Origin of the sequence: Halanaerobium sp. MA284_MarDTE_T2 (assembly GCF_003337245.1) — a bacterium.
GTDB lineage: Bacteria > Bacillota > Halanaerobiia > Halanaerobiales > Halanaerobiaceae > QPJE01.
Genome location: NZ_QPJE01000038.1, coordinates 1 through 16,002 on the forward strand (window position 1 = coordinate 1; position 16,002 = coordinate 16,002).

The 16,002-nt window shown below is 33.5% G+C and carries 14 protein-coding genes and 13 tRNA genes; all 27 read right to left on the bottom strand.

Annotation, left to right across the window (positions count from 1 at the left end):
• Positions 1-209 precede the first annotated feature (209 nt).
• Entirely contained in the window at positions 210-995 is a 786-nt protein-coding gene (gene fetB, locus DFR78_RS10935; protein ID WP_114458880.1) for an iron export ABC transporter permease subunit FetB, read from the bottom strand.
• A 35-nt stretch (positions 996-1,030) separates the two neighbouring features.
• The gene (locus DFR78_RS10940; protein ID WP_114458881.1) at positions 1,031-1,657 is read right to left on the bottom strand and encodes an ATP-binding cassette domain-containing protein; all 627 of its coding nucleotides are present in this window, start codon (positions 1,655-1,657) and stop codon (positions 1,031-1,033) included.
• Positions 1,658-1,878: 221 nt separating this feature from the next.
• The gene (ftsH, locus tag DFR78_RS10945) at positions 1,879-3,765 is read right to left on the bottom strand and encodes an ATP-dependent zinc metalloprotease FtsH (RefSeq protein ID WP_114458882.1); all 1,887 of its coding nucleotides are present in this window, start codon (positions 3,763-3,765) and stop codon (positions 1,879-1,881) included.
• A gap of 100 nt (positions 3,766-3,865) precedes the next feature.
• On the bottom strand, positions 3,866-4,426 hold the full coding sequence (gene hpt, locus DFR78_RS10950) for a hypoxanthine phosphoribosyltransferase (RefSeq protein WP_114458883.1): 561 nt from the start codon (positions 4,424-4,426) through the stop codon (positions 3,866-3,868).
• A complete protein-coding gene (gene tilS / locus DFR78_RS10955; protein WP_114458884.1) occupies positions 4,416-5,837 on the bottom strand; it encodes a tRNA lysidine(34) synthetase TilS in 1,422 nt (473 codons plus the stop codon). Before tilS ends, hpt begins: the two co-directional genes overlap by 11 nt.
• A 69-nt stretch (positions 5,838-5,906) precedes the next feature.
• Positions 5,907-6,830 (bottom strand): Ppx/GppA phosphatase family protein, encoded by a 924-nt coding sequence (locus tag DFR78_RS10960; protein WP_233487058.1) that lies wholly within the window; start codon positions 6,828-6,830, stop codon positions 5,907-5,909.
• Complete coding sequence (locus DFR78_RS10965) at positions 6,805-7,365, bottom strand: DUF501 domain-containing protein (protein ID WP_114458886.1); 561 nt, start codon at positions 7,363-7,365, stop codon at positions 6,805-6,807. Before DFR78_RS10965 ends, DFR78_RS10960 begins: the two co-directional genes overlap by 26 nt.
• 88 nt (positions 7,366-7,453) lie before the next feature.
• A complete protein-coding gene (locus tag DFR78_RS10970; protein WP_114458887.1) occupies positions 7,454-7,819 on the bottom strand; it encodes a S1 RNA-binding domain-containing protein in 366 nt (121 codons plus the stop codon).
• Between the two features lie 137 nt (positions 7,820-7,956).
• On the bottom strand, positions 7,957-10,128 hold the full coding sequence (locus DFR78_RS10975; RefSeq protein WP_114458888.1) for a Tex family protein: 2,172 nt from the start codon (positions 10,126-10,128) through the stop codon (positions 7,957-7,959).
• Positions 10,129-10,449: 321 nt separating this feature from the next.
• Positions 10,450-10,788: a septum formation initiator family protein gene (locus DFR78_RS10980; RefSeq protein ID WP_114458889.1), complete on the bottom strand. Its 339-nt coding sequence runs from the start codon at positions 10,786-10,788 to the stop codon at positions 10,450-10,452.
• A gap of 106 nt (positions 10,789-10,894) precedes the next feature.
• Positions 10,895-11,554 carry a beta-phosphoglucomutase gene (gene pgmB / locus DFR78_RS10985; RefSeq protein ID WP_114458890.1) on the bottom strand — a complete coding sequence of 220 codons (660 nt, stop codon included), beginning with the start codon at positions 11,552-11,554 and terminating at the stop codon, positions 10,895-10,897.
• Positions 11,555-11,573: 19 nt separating this feature from the next.
• The gene (locus DFR78_RS10990; RefSeq protein WP_114458891.1) at positions 11,574-12,146 is read right to left on the bottom strand and encodes a 2'-5' RNA ligase family protein; all 573 of its coding nucleotides are present in this window, start codon (positions 12,144-12,146) and stop codon (positions 11,574-11,576) included.
• A gap of 14 nt (positions 12,147-12,160) precedes the next feature.
• Complete coding sequence (locus DFR78_RS10995; protein ID WP_114458892.1) at positions 12,161-13,420, bottom strand: ABC transporter ATP-binding protein; 1,260 nt, start codon at positions 13,418-13,420, stop codon at positions 12,161-12,163.
• Positions 13,421-13,425: 5 nt separating this feature from the next.
• On the bottom strand, positions 13,426-14,439 hold the full coding sequence (locus DFR78_RS11000; protein WP_114458893.1) for an iron ABC transporter permease: 1,014 nt from the start codon (positions 14,437-14,439) through the stop codon (positions 13,426-13,428).
• 190 nt (positions 14,440-14,629) lie between these two features.
• A tRNA-Gly gene (locus DFR78_RS11005) sits at positions 14,630-14,704 on the bottom strand.
• 4 nt (positions 14,705-14,708) lie between these two features.
• Positions 14,709-14,793, bottom strand: a tRNA-Tyr gene (locus tag DFR78_RS11010).
• 86 nt (positions 14,794-14,879) lie between these two features.
• Positions 14,880-14,955: transfer RNA gene (locus DFR78_RS11015), tRNA-Ala, on the bottom strand.
• A gap of 16 nt (positions 14,956-14,971) precedes the next feature.
• Positions 14,972-15,048: transfer RNA gene (locus tag DFR78_RS11020), tRNA-Thr, on the bottom strand.
• A gap of 6 nt (positions 15,049-15,054) precedes the next feature.
• Positions 15,055-15,131: transfer RNA gene (locus DFR78_RS11025), tRNA-Asp, on the bottom strand.
• Between the two features lie 4 nt (positions 15,132-15,135).
• Positions 15,136-15,211 (bottom strand) — tRNA-Val (locus DFR78_RS11030).
• 4 nt (positions 15,212-15,215) lie between these two features.
• A tRNA-Glu gene (locus DFR78_RS11035) sits at positions 15,216-15,291 on the bottom strand.
• Positions 15,292-15,302: 11 nt separating this feature from the next.
• Positions 15,303-15,396, bottom strand: a tRNA-Ser gene (locus DFR78_RS11040).
• 12 nt (positions 15,397-15,408) lie between these two features.
• Positions 15,409-15,485 (bottom strand) — tRNA-Met (locus DFR78_RS11045).
• 12 nt (positions 15,486-15,497) lie between these two features.
• A tRNA-Gly gene (locus DFR78_RS11050) sits at positions 15,498-15,574 on the bottom strand.
• A 66-nt stretch (positions 15,575-15,640) separates the two neighbouring features.
• A tRNA-Met gene (locus tag DFR78_RS11055) sits at positions 15,641-15,717 on the bottom strand.
• 6 nt (positions 15,718-15,723) lie between these two features.
• A tRNA-Lys gene (locus DFR78_RS11060) sits at positions 15,724-15,799 on the bottom strand.
• Between the two features lie 16 nt (positions 15,800-15,815).
• Positions 15,816-15,890 (bottom strand) — tRNA-Gln (locus tag DFR78_RS11065).
• Positions 15,891-16,002: the final 112 nt, after the last annotated feature.

Here is a 16,002-nt window from a genome sequence, read left to right on the forward strand (position 1 = left end):
TAGTTCTAGATCATCTTCCTCTAATCCCAATTCTTCTGCTATTTCTGTTATTGGCTTCATTTCTGCTGCCTGTGCTATGGCTATATCACTTTTCACACTATCTCCTCCTTATAAAATTAAATTTAATTCTTAATATTAATATTCAATATAATTTAATAATTTCCTTCTTTTTTATTAAATATTTTGTTTTTACTGATAATTTAAAATTATTATTTAATTTTAAGCTGCTTTCTTTTATTGAAAAAAGTTTTAGAACCTCGATTAACCATAAAAAACACTGTCAAAGTAACACTGCCTAAAATTCCCATCATAATAGCAATTTGATATTTTATTGCAGTTACTGGGGATGCACCTGCAAGTATTTGACCTGTCATCATGCCTGGGAGAAACACTATTCCCATTCCCATCATCGAATTAATTGTTGGAAGAACAGCATTATAAAAAGCTCTGTTGCTGATCTTTTCAACTGCATACATAGGTTCTGCTCCAAGCATTAAATAATTTTCTATCAGCCGTTTATTATCTCTAAAGCCTCCTATAAGATGATTTACTCCTAAAGAAATACCGGTCATAGAATTGCCGATCAGCATTCCAGAAAGCGGAATAAAATAATCAGACCTAAACCACGGCTCAAGCCCTATAACTATGAGGACAAAAAACAAAATACTAATTGAAGTACCTGCAAACATTGAAACAGCTATAGTCTTTTTAAAATCTAAAGATATCTCTGCATCAATTCTTCCATAAATATTATAAATAGCGAATATTTCCATTACCAGCAGTATAAGTATGCTGTAAAAAGGACTCTGATTGGCAAAAACATATTTTAACAAATAACCGACTGCTACCAATTGTATTGTCATTCTTACAGAAGCTAATATAATTTCTTGTTCATGCCCTATTTTCTTCTTTTTAACTATTAAAAGCAAAATGAACACAAATATATAGGCAAATACGAGTGATATCAGCTGGATATTTACCATACCGTTTTCCATAAAATTACATCCTTTCGTTAAAGAACCAAATTAATTTACTTTATTATTCTTCCTGATTCAATATTTATAATTCTATCCGCATATTTTTCTGCAATAGCCGGACTATGTGTTACCATAATAAGTGTTCTGCTGTTTTTGACAGCATAATTAACAACCATACTAATTATTTTTTCTTCTGTTTCCTGATCAAGTGAAGAAGATGGTTCATCCAGCAGTAAAACTTCTGGTTCTAAAAGCATTACTCTTGCCAAAGCCAATCTCTGCTTTTCTCCACCGGAAAGATCTTCAGCTTTATCTTCAAGAAATTTAGGCAGAGATACCTGTTTTAATATATTTTTATAAATATCATCTCCTGCATGTTTCTTATCAGCAATTTTTTCTGTAATAATAAAATTATCTCTAATAGTTCCTTTAAAAATTTCTGGATCTTGAGGCAGCATAACCACTTTACGCCTCAGTTCAACAGGATCATAATTATTTATATCCTTATCTTTATAATAAATTGTCCCTTTATCTGCTGAAATCATATTATTTAAAAGTTTTAAAAAAGTAGTTTTTCCACCTCCACTACTTCCCAGTATTGCAGTGGTAACATGTTCTTTTAATTCAATACTGTCAATCTGTAAAATATTTTTAAATTCTATATTTTGTAATTTAAACATCACTGCCTCCTTTTTCTCTGGTGCTTAAAATTTCATTTATGATGAAATCTCTTTTTTTGTAGCTCTAAAAAGAATTTAAAGAGGAACTCCTTTTGATTTCTACATCTTCAATATCGTTTCTATTATAACTTTTCAAAACAATAAATGCAGTAAATAGGCAACAAAAAAGCCAGCCCAAATAGGACTGACTTTTTAATCTCTTTCAATTTGATATTAAGATTTTAACCATTTTGTGGTTCTGGTTTAAATATTTTAATTGTACTATCACTGTCATCATTTTCCTGTTCATCTTTTTCGAGATCTCCAGTAATCTCTTCACCTTTTATCAACTTTTTGATTTGACTGGAGTTAAGTGTTTCAAATTTTTTCAGTGCTTCAACAATTCTTTTTACTTTATCACTATTTTCTTCTAAAATACGTTCAGCTTTACTGTAGCATTCTTCAACCATTTTACTAATTTCTTTATCTATTCTTGCAGCTACTTCTTCACTATAGTTTCGCTGTCGGGATATATCTCTACCCAAAAACACCTGTTGATCATGTTTTTGTCCCAGTGTTAGTGGACCAAGATTTTCGCTCATACCATATTCAGTAACCATAGCTCTAATTATTTGTGTGGCACGCTCCAGATCATTTTGGGCTCCAGTACTTATATCTTCGAGAAAGATAGCTTCAGCAGCCCTTCCTCCAAGAAGGCTTGTTACTCTATCTAAAAGAGCTCCTTTTGTCATAAAGTTCTGATCATCTTCCGGCAGAGGTATTGTAAACCCTCCTGCCCTACCTCTAGGAATTATAGATACTTTGTGTGTCCTATCAGCATGTTCTAATAATTCACCAAGCAGCGCATGCCCTGTTTCATGATAGGCAACAAGATTTTTCTCTTTATCGGATACAATCCTGCTCTTTTTAGCTGGGCCAGCAATAACTCTATCTATGGCATCGTCAAATTCTTTCATGGAAATAATTTTTTTAGATCTTCTTGCAGCAAGTATCGCAGCTTCATTAGCAAGGTTTTCCATATCTGCTCCTGTAAACCCAGGGGTTCTTTTAGCAAGAATTTCTAAATCAATATCATCATCAAGTGGTTTATTTTTAACATGAATTTCAAGTATTTTCTGCCTGCCCAATCTATCGGGTTTATCTACAATGACCTGACGGTCAAATCTGCCAGGTCTTAATAAAGCTGGATCAAGAACATCCGGCCTATTTGTCGCAGCCATAAGGATTATACCTTCATTAGGTTCAAAACCATCCATTTCAACTAAAAGCTGATTTAATGTCTGCTCTCTTTCATCATGGCCTCCACCAAGTCCAGCACCCCGCTGACGACCAACTGCATCAAGCTCATCAACAAAGATGATACAGGGAGAATTTTTTTTGCCTTTTTCGAAAAGATCTCTCACTCGTGAAGCACCAACACCAACAAACATTTCAACAAAATCTGAGCCACTAATAAAAAAGAATGGTACTCCAGCTTCACCAGCAACAGCTTTAGCCATTAAAGTTTTACCTGTTCCGGGAGGACCTACAAGCAGAACACCTTTCGGCACAGTAGCACCAAGATCAGAAAATTTCTTTGGATTTTTCAAAAATTCAACAACTTCTTTTAATTCTTCTTTGACTTCCTCATAATTAGCAACATCATCAAAAGATAGTTTCTTTTTGCTTTCATCCAGTCTGGCTTTACTCTTACCAAATGACATCATCTTATTGCCGCCACCCTGCATTCTCTGCATTATAAATACCCAGGCAACAATTAAAATAATTATTGGCAGAATATAACTCAAAATATTAACCCACCATGGAGCTGAAGGCTGCGGCTCTGTTTTTATATTAACATTCCCGGCCCGCAGTTCCTGCATTAAACTTGGAATAGCTTCCGGCGGTATTGGAACACTAAACTCTCTATTGTCTATTTTACCTTTAACTTCTTCATTACCAACTATCGTTACTTCATTTATATTACCAGAAGAAACTTCATCAATAAGATTAGTATAAGTAAAATTCTCTATGGTACCTGGATCCTGCTGCATAAAGAATTGAGCTACTAAAATTGATATGGCAATTAAAAGTAGATAAAATCCAATATTCTTAACAAATTTATTCAAGATTCAATAACCTCCCCCTACGACTTAGATCATATACAGTAAAATATTATACCACAATATTTGAACTTTGTAAATAATTTATTAGACCATGCCGCTAAGTTTACTTATACATTTTTTCTTTTAAAACACCTATATATGGAAGATTTCTGTATTTTTCAGCAAAGTCAAGCCCATAACCAACTACAAATTTATCCGGAATTTCAAAACCATTATAATCAGCCTCAATTTGTTTCTGTTCTCTTCTTTTCGGTTTATCTAATAGTGTTACAACTTTTATACTTGCAGGGTTTCTTGTCTTCAGCATATCAACAACATGTTTTAAAGTAAGACCTGTATCAATAATATCTTCAACTATCAAAAGATGACGTCCTTCAATATTTTCTTCCATGTCTTTTATAATTCTTACAACTCCAGAACTTTGTGTACCTGCCCCATAACTGGATACATCCATAAAATCAAAAGTAACAGATAAATTAATTTCTCTTGCCAGATCAGCCATAAAAATAACTGCTCCTCTTAAAATACAGAGCATTACTATATCATCGTTTTCATTATATGATTCAGTTATTTCTTTTCCTAATTCTTCTATTCGCTGCTTTATCTGTTTTTCACTTATTATTATTTCACTTATATCATCATAAAAGATACTATTATTCTGCATTTTTATCCCCCTCATTTATTAACTTCAGCTTCAAAACTTTAGTAGTATTTTTATCTATCCTAACTTTTTCTGAAACTCTAAAGCCGGCAACCCAAACAATATTATCCTCACTATCAGCTACAATTGGAATTTGATCTCTATTTCTTTTATCAACTTTTTCGTCAATAAAAAAATCTTTAATTTTTTTACTACCTTCCATACCAAGTGGAACAAATTTATCCCCGTCTTTTCTACTTCTAACATATAAAGGAGATTTAATTTTTTCAAAATCACAAAAACATATTTTTTTATCCCGGCTAAATTCAACTTCTTCCTTATCTACAAATTCAGCTTTTATGCTTTGTAATTCATTCAATCTAACTTCACCTAGTAGTTTAAATTTAAATTTAAACTTATTATCTTCAGGATTTATGCTGTCTAAATTTTTCCTAAAGATAACTTTATTGTAACTGATCATAACTTTAATATCAAACGGAAGATCCAAACTTTTTCCTGTTTTCTTCTCTTTAATTAAAGAATATACCTCCATAACATGATCATAATATAAATCATCAAGATTATTGTTTAAAACTTTATAGGCCTTGCGGATGATTCTCCAAACTATAACCTGATCATTTAAAAGAAGTTCATCTAAATCCAAAACAATCTCTTTTTTATTTTTCTTTTTTATTGACTTAATATACATCTCATCTGATATTTGATTCAAAAACTGATCTTCTTTTTTTATTAAAGCAGAATTCCTGCAGATTACATCATCAACAGAAGGATTTATTTTTTCTTTGATTATAGGAATAATTTGATTCCTTATTACATTCCGGGTATAAATATTTTTTTCATTACTCTTATCAAATTTAGGATTTAAATTTTGCTTTTGGCAGTAAAGCAATATTTCTTTACGACTTATTTCTAATAATGGATGTATAATATTAATTCCATTTATTCTGCTCTGAGGAGATATTCCGGATAATCCTCTTAATCCTGTACCTCTAAAAAAATTAAAAAGTACTGTTTCGACCTGATCATTTTTTTGATGTGCAAGAGAAAGTATATGATAATCATTATTTTCAATGATTTCATTAAAAAATTCCAGCCTGCATTTTCGTGCAGCCGCTTCTACAGAATTGCTGTTTTTCTGCAGATTACCTTTTTTTAATTTTTTAATGTAAAAAGGAATGCCATATTTTTTAGCTTTTTCTTCGACAAAAAGAGCTTCCTTATCTGATTCTTTCCTCAGACTGTGGTTGATGTGAGCAACAGCAATTTCTATATCCCAATCTTCTTTTAACTCGCAAAAAAGATGGAGCATTGCAAGAGAATCCGGGCCACCGGAAACTCCAAGTAAAATTTTCTGCCCGGATGAAACTAAATTATATTTTTTTACAAAAAAAATAAATTTTTCTTTGATATTCAAATTAAAATCCCCCTACATAAGCTTCAATATTCTATTCTATAATTAAAGCTTTTATTCCTGCATTAAACTTTACTTTAATTGTTCAAATATTAAACCACATAAAATATCTCTGTCACTCACAATTATTTTATCGGCATCCAGATGTTTTAATATAGTAATTAATATTATAACTCCAGCAGTTATAATATCTGCTCTTTTTGGCTGAAGTCCCTTTATTTTTTCTCTTTTAATAAGTGGAGTATTTTTTAATTTTGAATATATTGAAAAAAGATCATCAGCTGTTAGGGATAAATTTTCAATTTGTGAAGAATCATATTTTTCCAGACCTAATTTTATCGCTGCAAGTGTTGTTATAGTACCTCCAACTCCTTTAATAAAAAAATCAGATGTAATATTAATTTCATTTTCTATTAAGAGCTTAGATGTGTATTCAGCAATTGATTCAGCTTCCCTATCGGGAAGAATTACAGCTGGATTATCAATAAATCTTTCTGTCATTCTAACACAGCCGATATCTAAACTTTTAAAAATAAGAGAATCTTTTAATTTTCCATCTTTTTTAGGCCAAATAAATTCTGTACTTCCACCACCGATATCAATCAATAAAAATTTATTTTCAATAGCTGCAGCAGTCCCTTTATAATTAAGTTCTGCTTCTTTTTCACCACTAATAATTTCGAGCTCCATACCAAGCTGTTCTTTCATTTTGTCAGAAAGCATTTCAGCATTTTTTACATCTCTTAATGCACTCGTACCAACTATTTTAATATTTTCCACATTATATTTCAATAATATTTCTCTAAAATTTTTTAAAGCTTTTAGCACTCTTGCAACCGCGTTTTCATTTAACAGTGCACTTTTATCAACACCTTCTCCAAGTCTAGTTATTTCAAGTGATCTATTTAAGATATTAATTTCATCATCCTTTTTTTCTGCTACTAGCAGTCGGGTAGAATTTGTTCCAATATCAATGGCTGCCGCTCTCAATATCATCAATCCTTTCTCTACAGATAGAACAATTTTTCGGCCAGGTTATTTTTGTCCACACCAGTTCAGCAGCCGGATTATCATTACCCATTAAATAATCTGCTAGATGTGTATGAAGACATTTTATCCCACTTTTATCTTTTATTCCACCTATGCCTGATTTTTTAAGTGTATTCATTAAATCTTCTGATATTTTCTCAGCAGCTTTTAAGTCATTATCAGAAAGTTTATCCCTTCTCATTTCTGCATATTTTCTGTGGGCAGATAACATTTTATCTTCAAACTCTAAATTGTGTTTTAATTTAAATGTCAACTCTTCTATTAAACCTTCATTTTCCAATCTATCTACTTTATAAACCAGATATGGACAGCTGAGCCAAAAAATTGTTGGAGATACAGTGTTATTGTTTTCAACAAAAGGTTTGACTACCAGCACAGCTGGATAATCCCAGGGACAGTATTCCCCAACATAATCTAAATTTACAATCCCTCTTCCCAGCTGCCACTCTATTAATTCTCTCTCCTGTTCATTTGTTAACATAAATCTGCTCCTTTTTTAAAATAAGAAAACATCCTTTAATAATTTAAAGGATGTTTTATATATGTGTTATCATAATTGAAATTAAAATCTATTTTGAATTACCGCCTTTTTTCGCCTCCCTGTTTTTGAGATCCTGCTGCCGTTCACTGCTCTGCTTTAGAAAACGGTCCATCTTCTCCTCAAAAGACATCTCTGGTGCATGATCAATTCTGTCATCTGGATCGTCAAGCTGTTTGATTGACAGCCCAATCTTTCCATCATCATCAATGTTAATTACTTTTACTTTTACTTCTTCATCAACTTTTAAGAAATTGTTAATATCCTTAACATAGCTATTAGCAACCTCTGAAATATGAATAAGACCAGTTTCCCCATCTTCCAATTCGACGAAAGCGCCAAAATTTGTTATACCTGTAACTGTACCAACTACGATACTACCAACTTCAATGGACATGCTAAACAAATTCCTCCCTAAAAATTAATATTGTACTTATTATAACTTACAGGATACATTGATGTCAAATAAATTTAGTCAAGGAATTTCTCTCAAATTATTTTAAAACAACAAAAAGGGATTTCGTTATAAAAAATTTAAAATTTTAAGCTAAGCGAAATTCGCGATCTGTGCCGATCAACTGAAAGAACCTGAACTTTAATAGTTTGGCCTATATAAACAATTTCAAAAGGATCATTTACATACATCTCACTCATTTCTGAAATATGTAAAAGTCCATCATTTTTTAGACCAATATCTATAAATGCTCCAAAATCAACTATATTTCTAACTTTTCCAGTAAAAATCATACCTTCTTTTATATCTTCCAGTTTTAAAACATCTTTTCTAAATACAGGGCCAGGCATATCATTTCGCGGATCTCTGCCAGGCTGTTGAAGAGATTTCACAATATCTTTAGCAGTCGGTATTCCAATATCAATTTTTGCTGCAATATCTGTAATATCAAGTTCATTTAATTTTTCCCTCAGAATTCGAATTCTTTTTTTATCAAGCAGATCTTGTTTACTAAAATCTAATTTATTTAATATTTTTTCAGCTGCAGCATAAGATTCCGGATGGATTGGAGTTACAGCAAAAGGATCTTTTTCAGATTCTATCCTTATAAATCCAGCTGACTGTTCAAATGTTTTAGGCCCAAATCCATATACAGATAACAGATCTTTCCTTTTTTTAAAAATACCATTCTTAGTGCGGTGTTCTACTATTTTTTCCGCATTATTGGTGCTAATACCTGACACATAGCTGAGCAGTGCTGCAGAAGCAGTATTTATTTCCACTCCAACATGATTAACAGCATCTACAACAACTTCATTTAATGCTTTAGATAATTTATTATCAGAAATATCATGCTGATACATACCGACTCCCAGTGATCGTGGATCAATTTTTACAAGTTCAGCCAGTGGATCCTGAACCCTTCTGGCAATTGAAATTGCTCCACGAATCGAAACATCCAGATCCGGAAATTCTTTTCTGGCAATCTCTGATGCAGAATAAACTGAAGCACCTGCTTCATTAACTATTGTATATTCAACCTCCAACCCGTCATTTATAAGGTTAGCAATAAATAGTTCTGTTTCTCTACTGGCAGTTCCATTTCCTATAACAACTAGATCAACATTATAAGTTTTTATCTGATTTTTTATATATTCTGCTGCTGATTTTGTGTCATTCTGGGGTGGATGTGGGTATATTGTACCGGTATTTAGTACTCTTCCATTCTCTGACACCACCACTGTTTTACAGCCAGTTCTGAATGCAGGGTCAATTCCTAGAACAACTTTTTGCGGTAAAGGGGGCTGCATTAAAAGCGATTTTAAATTGATAGAGAAATTATCTATAGCACGCTGCTCAGCCTTTTCATTTAAGTAATTCCTTACTTCCCTTTCCAGTGAAGGTGCTATAAGCCTTTTATAGGCATAATCTTTTGCATTGTCAATATGGGTTCTATAATAGCTTTCCTTTATATCAAAATGTCTGTCAATAATCCTTGCTGATTTTTTATCATTTACTTCAATTTTCACTTTTAGAACATCTTCATTTTCTCCCCTGTTGACAGCCAGAATTCTGTGGGGAGGAATTCTATTTATAGATTCACTAAATTCATAATAATCCTGATATTTATCATCAGTATCATTTTTAGATTTTTTTAGTTTAGATCTAATTAAAGCACTGCTGAAAAAATGTTTTCTGATTTTTTTCCTTAAATCAGCATCATTTGAAATAAACGATGCCACTATATCTTCGGCCCCATTCAGTACATCTTCGACTTTATGAAGATCTTTTTTGGAGTTCAGATAATTTTTTGCAATTTCTTTTGGTCTGCCGGCAGAAGTGTCCTGTGAGATAAAAATTTCAGCAAGGGGTTTTAATCCTTTTTCAATGGCCCTGGCTGCTTTTGTTTTCTTTTTCACTATATACGGACGGTAAATATCTTCAACTTCCTGTAAGGTTTCTGCTGAGAACAATTTGCCAAGCAACTTTTCATTCAATTTTTCCTGCTCATCCACTATTTCTGCAATTTCTTCTTTTCTACCCCAAAGTTTGCGCAGATAGTCAACTACTTCTTCTATATCCCGAATCTCTTTTTCATCAAGACTTCCTGTCACCTCTTTGCGGTACCTTGCAATAAAAGGTACAGTGTTACCATCATCCAATAATTCCACTGTATTTTTGATATTTTTTTCTTTTAATCCTGTTTTTTCTGAAGCTAACTTATATATATTATAACTAAAATAATCTCCCATTTTTAACTCAAACACTTCCTATTCTGGACTTTCCCCATTTTTTATATACTGCTGCAAAAAGGGGAGATGCAGGAATATTGAAATTTTTAGTCAATGAATCTTAACGAAATGAAGGAAGAAATAGGGTTGAACTGCAGGATGGAGTGAGCTAATCATGAGTCAGGAGGACTCATTGATTAGTGTGCCCTATTTCACACCCGAATTGAGTTTTAGCTAAATCTAAAAATTTCGTTGATGACTAAAGCCCCCTTTTTGCAGCTTGAAAATAAATTTTGGGGAAACTCCTACTTCCTATTATATTAATCTTTTCCTATTTCCTTTTTAATTCTTATCTTCTTTACTTTCTTTATTATCTTTATTCTCATCATCTTCATTTTCTACAGGCATCACAAGTACTTCACCAGGTTTTACAAGTCCAAGTTTTTCTCTGGCGATTTTTTCAATATATTCATCACTATCAACATTTTGCAGCTCTTCAGCAAGTTTTTTGTTTTCTTCTTTAGCTTCATTAATATTATTTTCCAGTCTCTCTATCTTGTTTTGAAGCCTTTCCATTTTTTTTATGTTCTGATAATACTGAACACCTGCCATAAATAAAATAACTGCTATTATTGTGATAAATAAAGGTGACAAAATAAAATCTTTGGTTTTACGGGGCATTATACCACTTCCAAATTACAAATTATTGTTATTCTATCTATTTTACCTTTTGAAAATTTTCGCAGTTTTAAACAAAAGCCATATATTCGCAAGCATTTATGTGTGATCAGTTGTAATCAGTAAAATTCAATATTTCGTCAATATTTAGTTCTGAAATTTCAGTATAAATAATATCTGCTCCATTCAGCCTTTCTTCTGGTCCAATACCAACTGCCAGCATATTTGCTTTTAAAGCTGCTTTAATACCTGATTCTGCATCTTCTACAACAACACATTCTTCAGGTTCTAAAGCTAATTTTTCAGCAGTGTGCAGAAATAAATCTGGTGCAGGCTTTGCATTCTCAACACTATCACCATCAGAAATAGTGTCAAAAATATCAATGATTTTTAGACGTTTTAAGACCTTTTTGGCATTTTTACTGGAAGAAGCAACTGCTATTTTAAAACCTCTCTCTTTTAATCTCTTAAGAATATTTTCCATATTACCAATAATATTATCTTTATTAAGATTTTCTAGAAGCTGCTGATAATACTTGTTTTTCCTGTCAGTAAGTTCCTTTTTTTTAGCTTCACTTAATTTTTTACCATCAAGAATAATCTCAAGAGATCTCATCCTAGAAACCCCTCTTAATTTTTCATTTATTTCTCTATTGAACTCAAAACCCTCTTCTTCAGACAGCTGTTTCCAACTCTGAAAATGATACTCTGATGTATCAGTAATTACACCATCAAGATCAAATATAAACCCTTTAATATTATTTTTCAATTACACCACCTCAATAATTTTATAAATTAAAACTTTCTATAATCTTATTAACTGGATCTAATGTAGGGCGCCAAATCTCAATTTTCTCTGCTTCTGCTGACAGTGGTCTGGACATACCTTCCATAAATAGACAAATTTCTGTAAGTTCATCTACAGGAATGGGATTTTTTGCAAATATATTGCTTATAATAGTAATGTGAAAAACCCATTCATCATAATTATCTATTGTAGATACACCTGCATCTGCCAGCTTTTTGTGCACTTCATCAGCAAAATTAGTTAAACTTTCTGTTTCATTAACTTCTAGTACAAGCTGATATTCATCAGAAAATTTAATACAGCTAAATCTGTCGATCTCAATATTTATTTTTTTGTGTTCTTTTACTATCTCCTTCAATATTTTAACTGCTAAATCCTTTTTTAGCTTGTCTATTCTGTCAATTGTTATATGAAGCTGAGGGTAAAGCTGATCTGGATAAAGATTATAATGTTCAGCAACTATTTTCTGCACTTTAGAGGCTGTTTCAATTAACTCGTCTCCCGGAATTATAACAACAAAATATTCTTTATCTAATTTGGCAGCTTTTATCATTTAATAACTCCACCTCATTTTTCTACTTTTTTTATAACAGACAAAAAATTATCTTTTCTTTGTAAAATTAAAGTATTTTTATGCAGCAATATTTTGTTCCATAAATCTGTTGCTTTTCCATTTGTGTAATCTCTCTCCTGAATCGGAGCTGTGTTAAAAAGAACTTTCGGTGTCTCAACAAATTCCGAAACTAGCTTTAAATTGGCCAAATTACCACGTCCAAAAGGAACATCAGTCACTACAATAAGATCTGCATTTTTTAAACAGTTCCGATTTGCTTCAATATCTTTACTGCGGAAATCAACAAATGGAGGGGCTTCAACAATCTCAATATCTAATCTTCGTGCTGTCTGCCAATCTGCATCACCCTGATTTAAAACACCTGCCGATAGTTTATACTGCTTCTGCCACAATAATTCCATATATCTTTCCCCTGTTCCACCACCAGCTATAATATGAATCTTAAAATCTCTGTTGTTTTTTTCATCTCTTTTTTTATATGTATGTGGAATAAGCGTAACATAAGGTTTATTAGAAAGAGGATTGTTTTTTATAATAACTCTGGTTGAATAGACTTCAGCTATATTTTCTTCGGTTAAAACTTCTTCAGCTGTTCCAACTGAATGAATTTGACCTTCATCCAATAAAACTAATTTTTCGCAGTACTGAGCTGTTAAGTTTAAATCATGAGAGACAGCTATTATTGTAATAGATAATTCCTTATTTAAATAGGATAAAATATCATATATTTCTCCCTGATAATTGATATCAAGATTAGAAGTTGGTTCATCAAGGAGAAGTATTTCTGGATCTTGTGCAAGAGCCCTGGCAATAATTACTCTCTGTCTTTCTCCACCACTTAATTCATTAATATTCTTTTCTGAAAGACTATAAGTATCAGTAAGAGCCATAGCTCTTTTAACCATTTCTTCATCTTTATTAGTAACTCTTCCCCAGCGATCTTGATAGGGATTTCTACCCATCATAATTATATCATAAACATTAAAATTAAAACCTATATTAGTGTTCTGTGGAACAACAGCAATTTTTTTAGCAAGATCTTTTGCTCGATATTTGGATAAAAGAATATTATCTATTAAAACACTGCCCTTATCTGGGTGCAGTACATTGCTTATATTTTTTAACAGTGTAGATTTTCCAGAACCATTAGGACCAATTATACCTACAAATGATTCTTCCTCTAAAAAAAGATCAATTTTCTTTAAAATATCTATATTGCCGTATTTAAATTCAAGTTTTTTTATATCTATCATATTCATCACCAAATATTTTTACTTTTTTTTCGAAGCAGGTATATAAAATAAGGCCCACCAGCAATTGCAGTAATTATTCCTACCGGCAGTTCTAAAGGCGGCATAATTGATCTAGCAATATTATCACTAATCAGCAGAAACCCGCCGCCCAGAAAAGCAGCAAGTGGCATCAATTTTCTGTGGTCAGGGCCAACAAGCATTCTTGCTATATGTGGAATAACCAGTCCAATAAATCCTATACTTCCACTGACAGAAACCACAGAAGCTGTAAGCAGAGAGGCAGCACCAAGCATAATTAGTTTTACTTTTTCCGCATTCACACCCAAATGTACGGCATTTTCTTCTCCAAGTAAAATTATATTTAATTCTTTTAAATAAAAAATTATTATTATTAAAGCAATAATAAAATAAGGTAAAATCATATATATATCAGACCAGGAAGCAGCTGCTAGACTTCCCATCAGCCAGTAAATTATTTTGTGAAGATTCTCAGTTCTTATAACCATTAAAAAAGACATAACTGAATTTAAAATAAAACTTAGAGCAACACCAGCCAACAAAAAAGTCATTACCGGAAGTTTGTTATCAACTCTAGCTAATTGATAAACAGCAAATACAGTAGCAACAGACCCTAAAAAAGCAAATATTGGTACAGAATTTATTCCTGCTATAGAAAATTTAAGGCCCAGTAAAAAAGCTAGAGTAACACCTGTTCCTGCCCCAGCAGAAATACCAATTATATAAGGGTCTACCATAGGATTTCTAATCACTCCCTGAAAAACCGCACCTGCAACTGCCAGACCAGATCCAACAAGGAGTGATAAAATAATTCTGGGCAGCCTAATGTCTTGCAATATTAATCCTGTAGTTGCTGATAAATCTGCATCTTCCTTTAAAAATAAAATAATATCTGAAAACGGAATAAAGGTAGAACCTATCATCAGCGAAATAATACCAATTAAAAATATCAATAAAATCGTTAAAGAATAGATTGAAATTAGTTTGTTCTTTTGAGTCATTATTTCACCTCAATTTCATATTTAATGGTGAACCATTACGATTTTTACTTACATTCTATGTTATGTATATTATGATAGTTACCATATTTTATTTAACATTATCCTAAAGTCATAATAAATATATCATATCTGCTAAAAAATATCTAATAATTAAAAAAAGCACTCCCTTTAGAGTGCGCATAAATGACAATGGAGCGGGAAACGAGATTTGAACTCGCGACCCTCACGTTGGCAACGTGATGCTCTACCACTGAGCTATTCCCGCATAATGGTGGAGGGGAAAGGATTTGAACCTTTGTAGGCATCGCCGGCAGATTTACAGTCTGCTCCCTTTAACCACTCGGGCACCCCTCCATTTAAAATGTAGGAAATAAGAAAACAAATTCAATTCTTTCCTTAAATATTAAATTTTAATTTAATACCTTAAAAAGCCTTAATTTTGGTGGAGATAAGGGGACTCGAACCCCTGGCCTCTACACTGCCAGTGTAGCGCTCTCCCAGCTGAGCTATATCCCCATTGCAAAACTGCAAATGGAGCCGATGACCGGATTTGAACCGGTGACCTCTTCCTTACCATGGAAGCGCTGCTACCAGCTGAGCTACATCGGCAAAAAATGGCGGAGGAGACGGGATTTGAACCCGCGATCTCCGGCTTGACAGGCCGGCGCGTTAAACCGCTACGCTACACCTCCAAAATGGTGGGCGAAACAGGGCTCGAACCTGTGACCCCCTGCTTGTAAGGCAGGTGCTCTCCCAGCTGAGCTATTCGCCCATATTGGCACCCTCAAGGGGATTCGAACCCCTGCCGCCAGGATGAAAACCTGGTGTCCTAGACCCCTAGACGATGAGGGCACTAAGTAAGATGGCGGAGAGGGAGGGATTCGAACCCTCGCCAGAGCATAAAACCCTGCTACAGGTTTAGCAAACCCGCCCCTTCAGCCACTTGGGTACCTCTCCGTAAATAAAAATTGGTGGGTCTAAGAGGATTCGAACCTCTGACACTGCGGGTATGAACCGCATGCTCTAGCCAGCTGAGCTATAGACCCATGTATTTGTAATGGAGCGGGAAACGAGACTCGAACTCGCGACCCTCAGCTTGGAAGGCTGATGCTCTAGCCAACTGAGCTACTCCCGCAAATTTAGTACCTTACTTATGCCATATTTTTACCAAAATATATTCAACTTTCAAAAATATTTAAAATGGTTGCGGGGGCCGGATTCGAACCGACGACCTCCAGGTTATGAGCCTGACGAGCTACCGGACTGCTCTACCCCGCGACAAAATGGTGAGCCATGGAGGAATCGAACCTCCGACGCCCTGATTAAAAGTCAGGTGCTCTACCGACTGAGCTAATGGCCCAAATTTAAGTATTTAATGGCTGGGGCGGCAGGATTCGAACCTGCGCATCATGGGACCAAAACCCATTGCCTTACCGCTTGGCTACACCCCAATACACATTAAAATTTCAAAAAAGGATCCGGCAGTGACCTACTCTCCCACACCGTTACCAGTGCAGTACCATAGGCGCTTGAGGACTTAACTTTTGTGTTCGAAATGGGCCC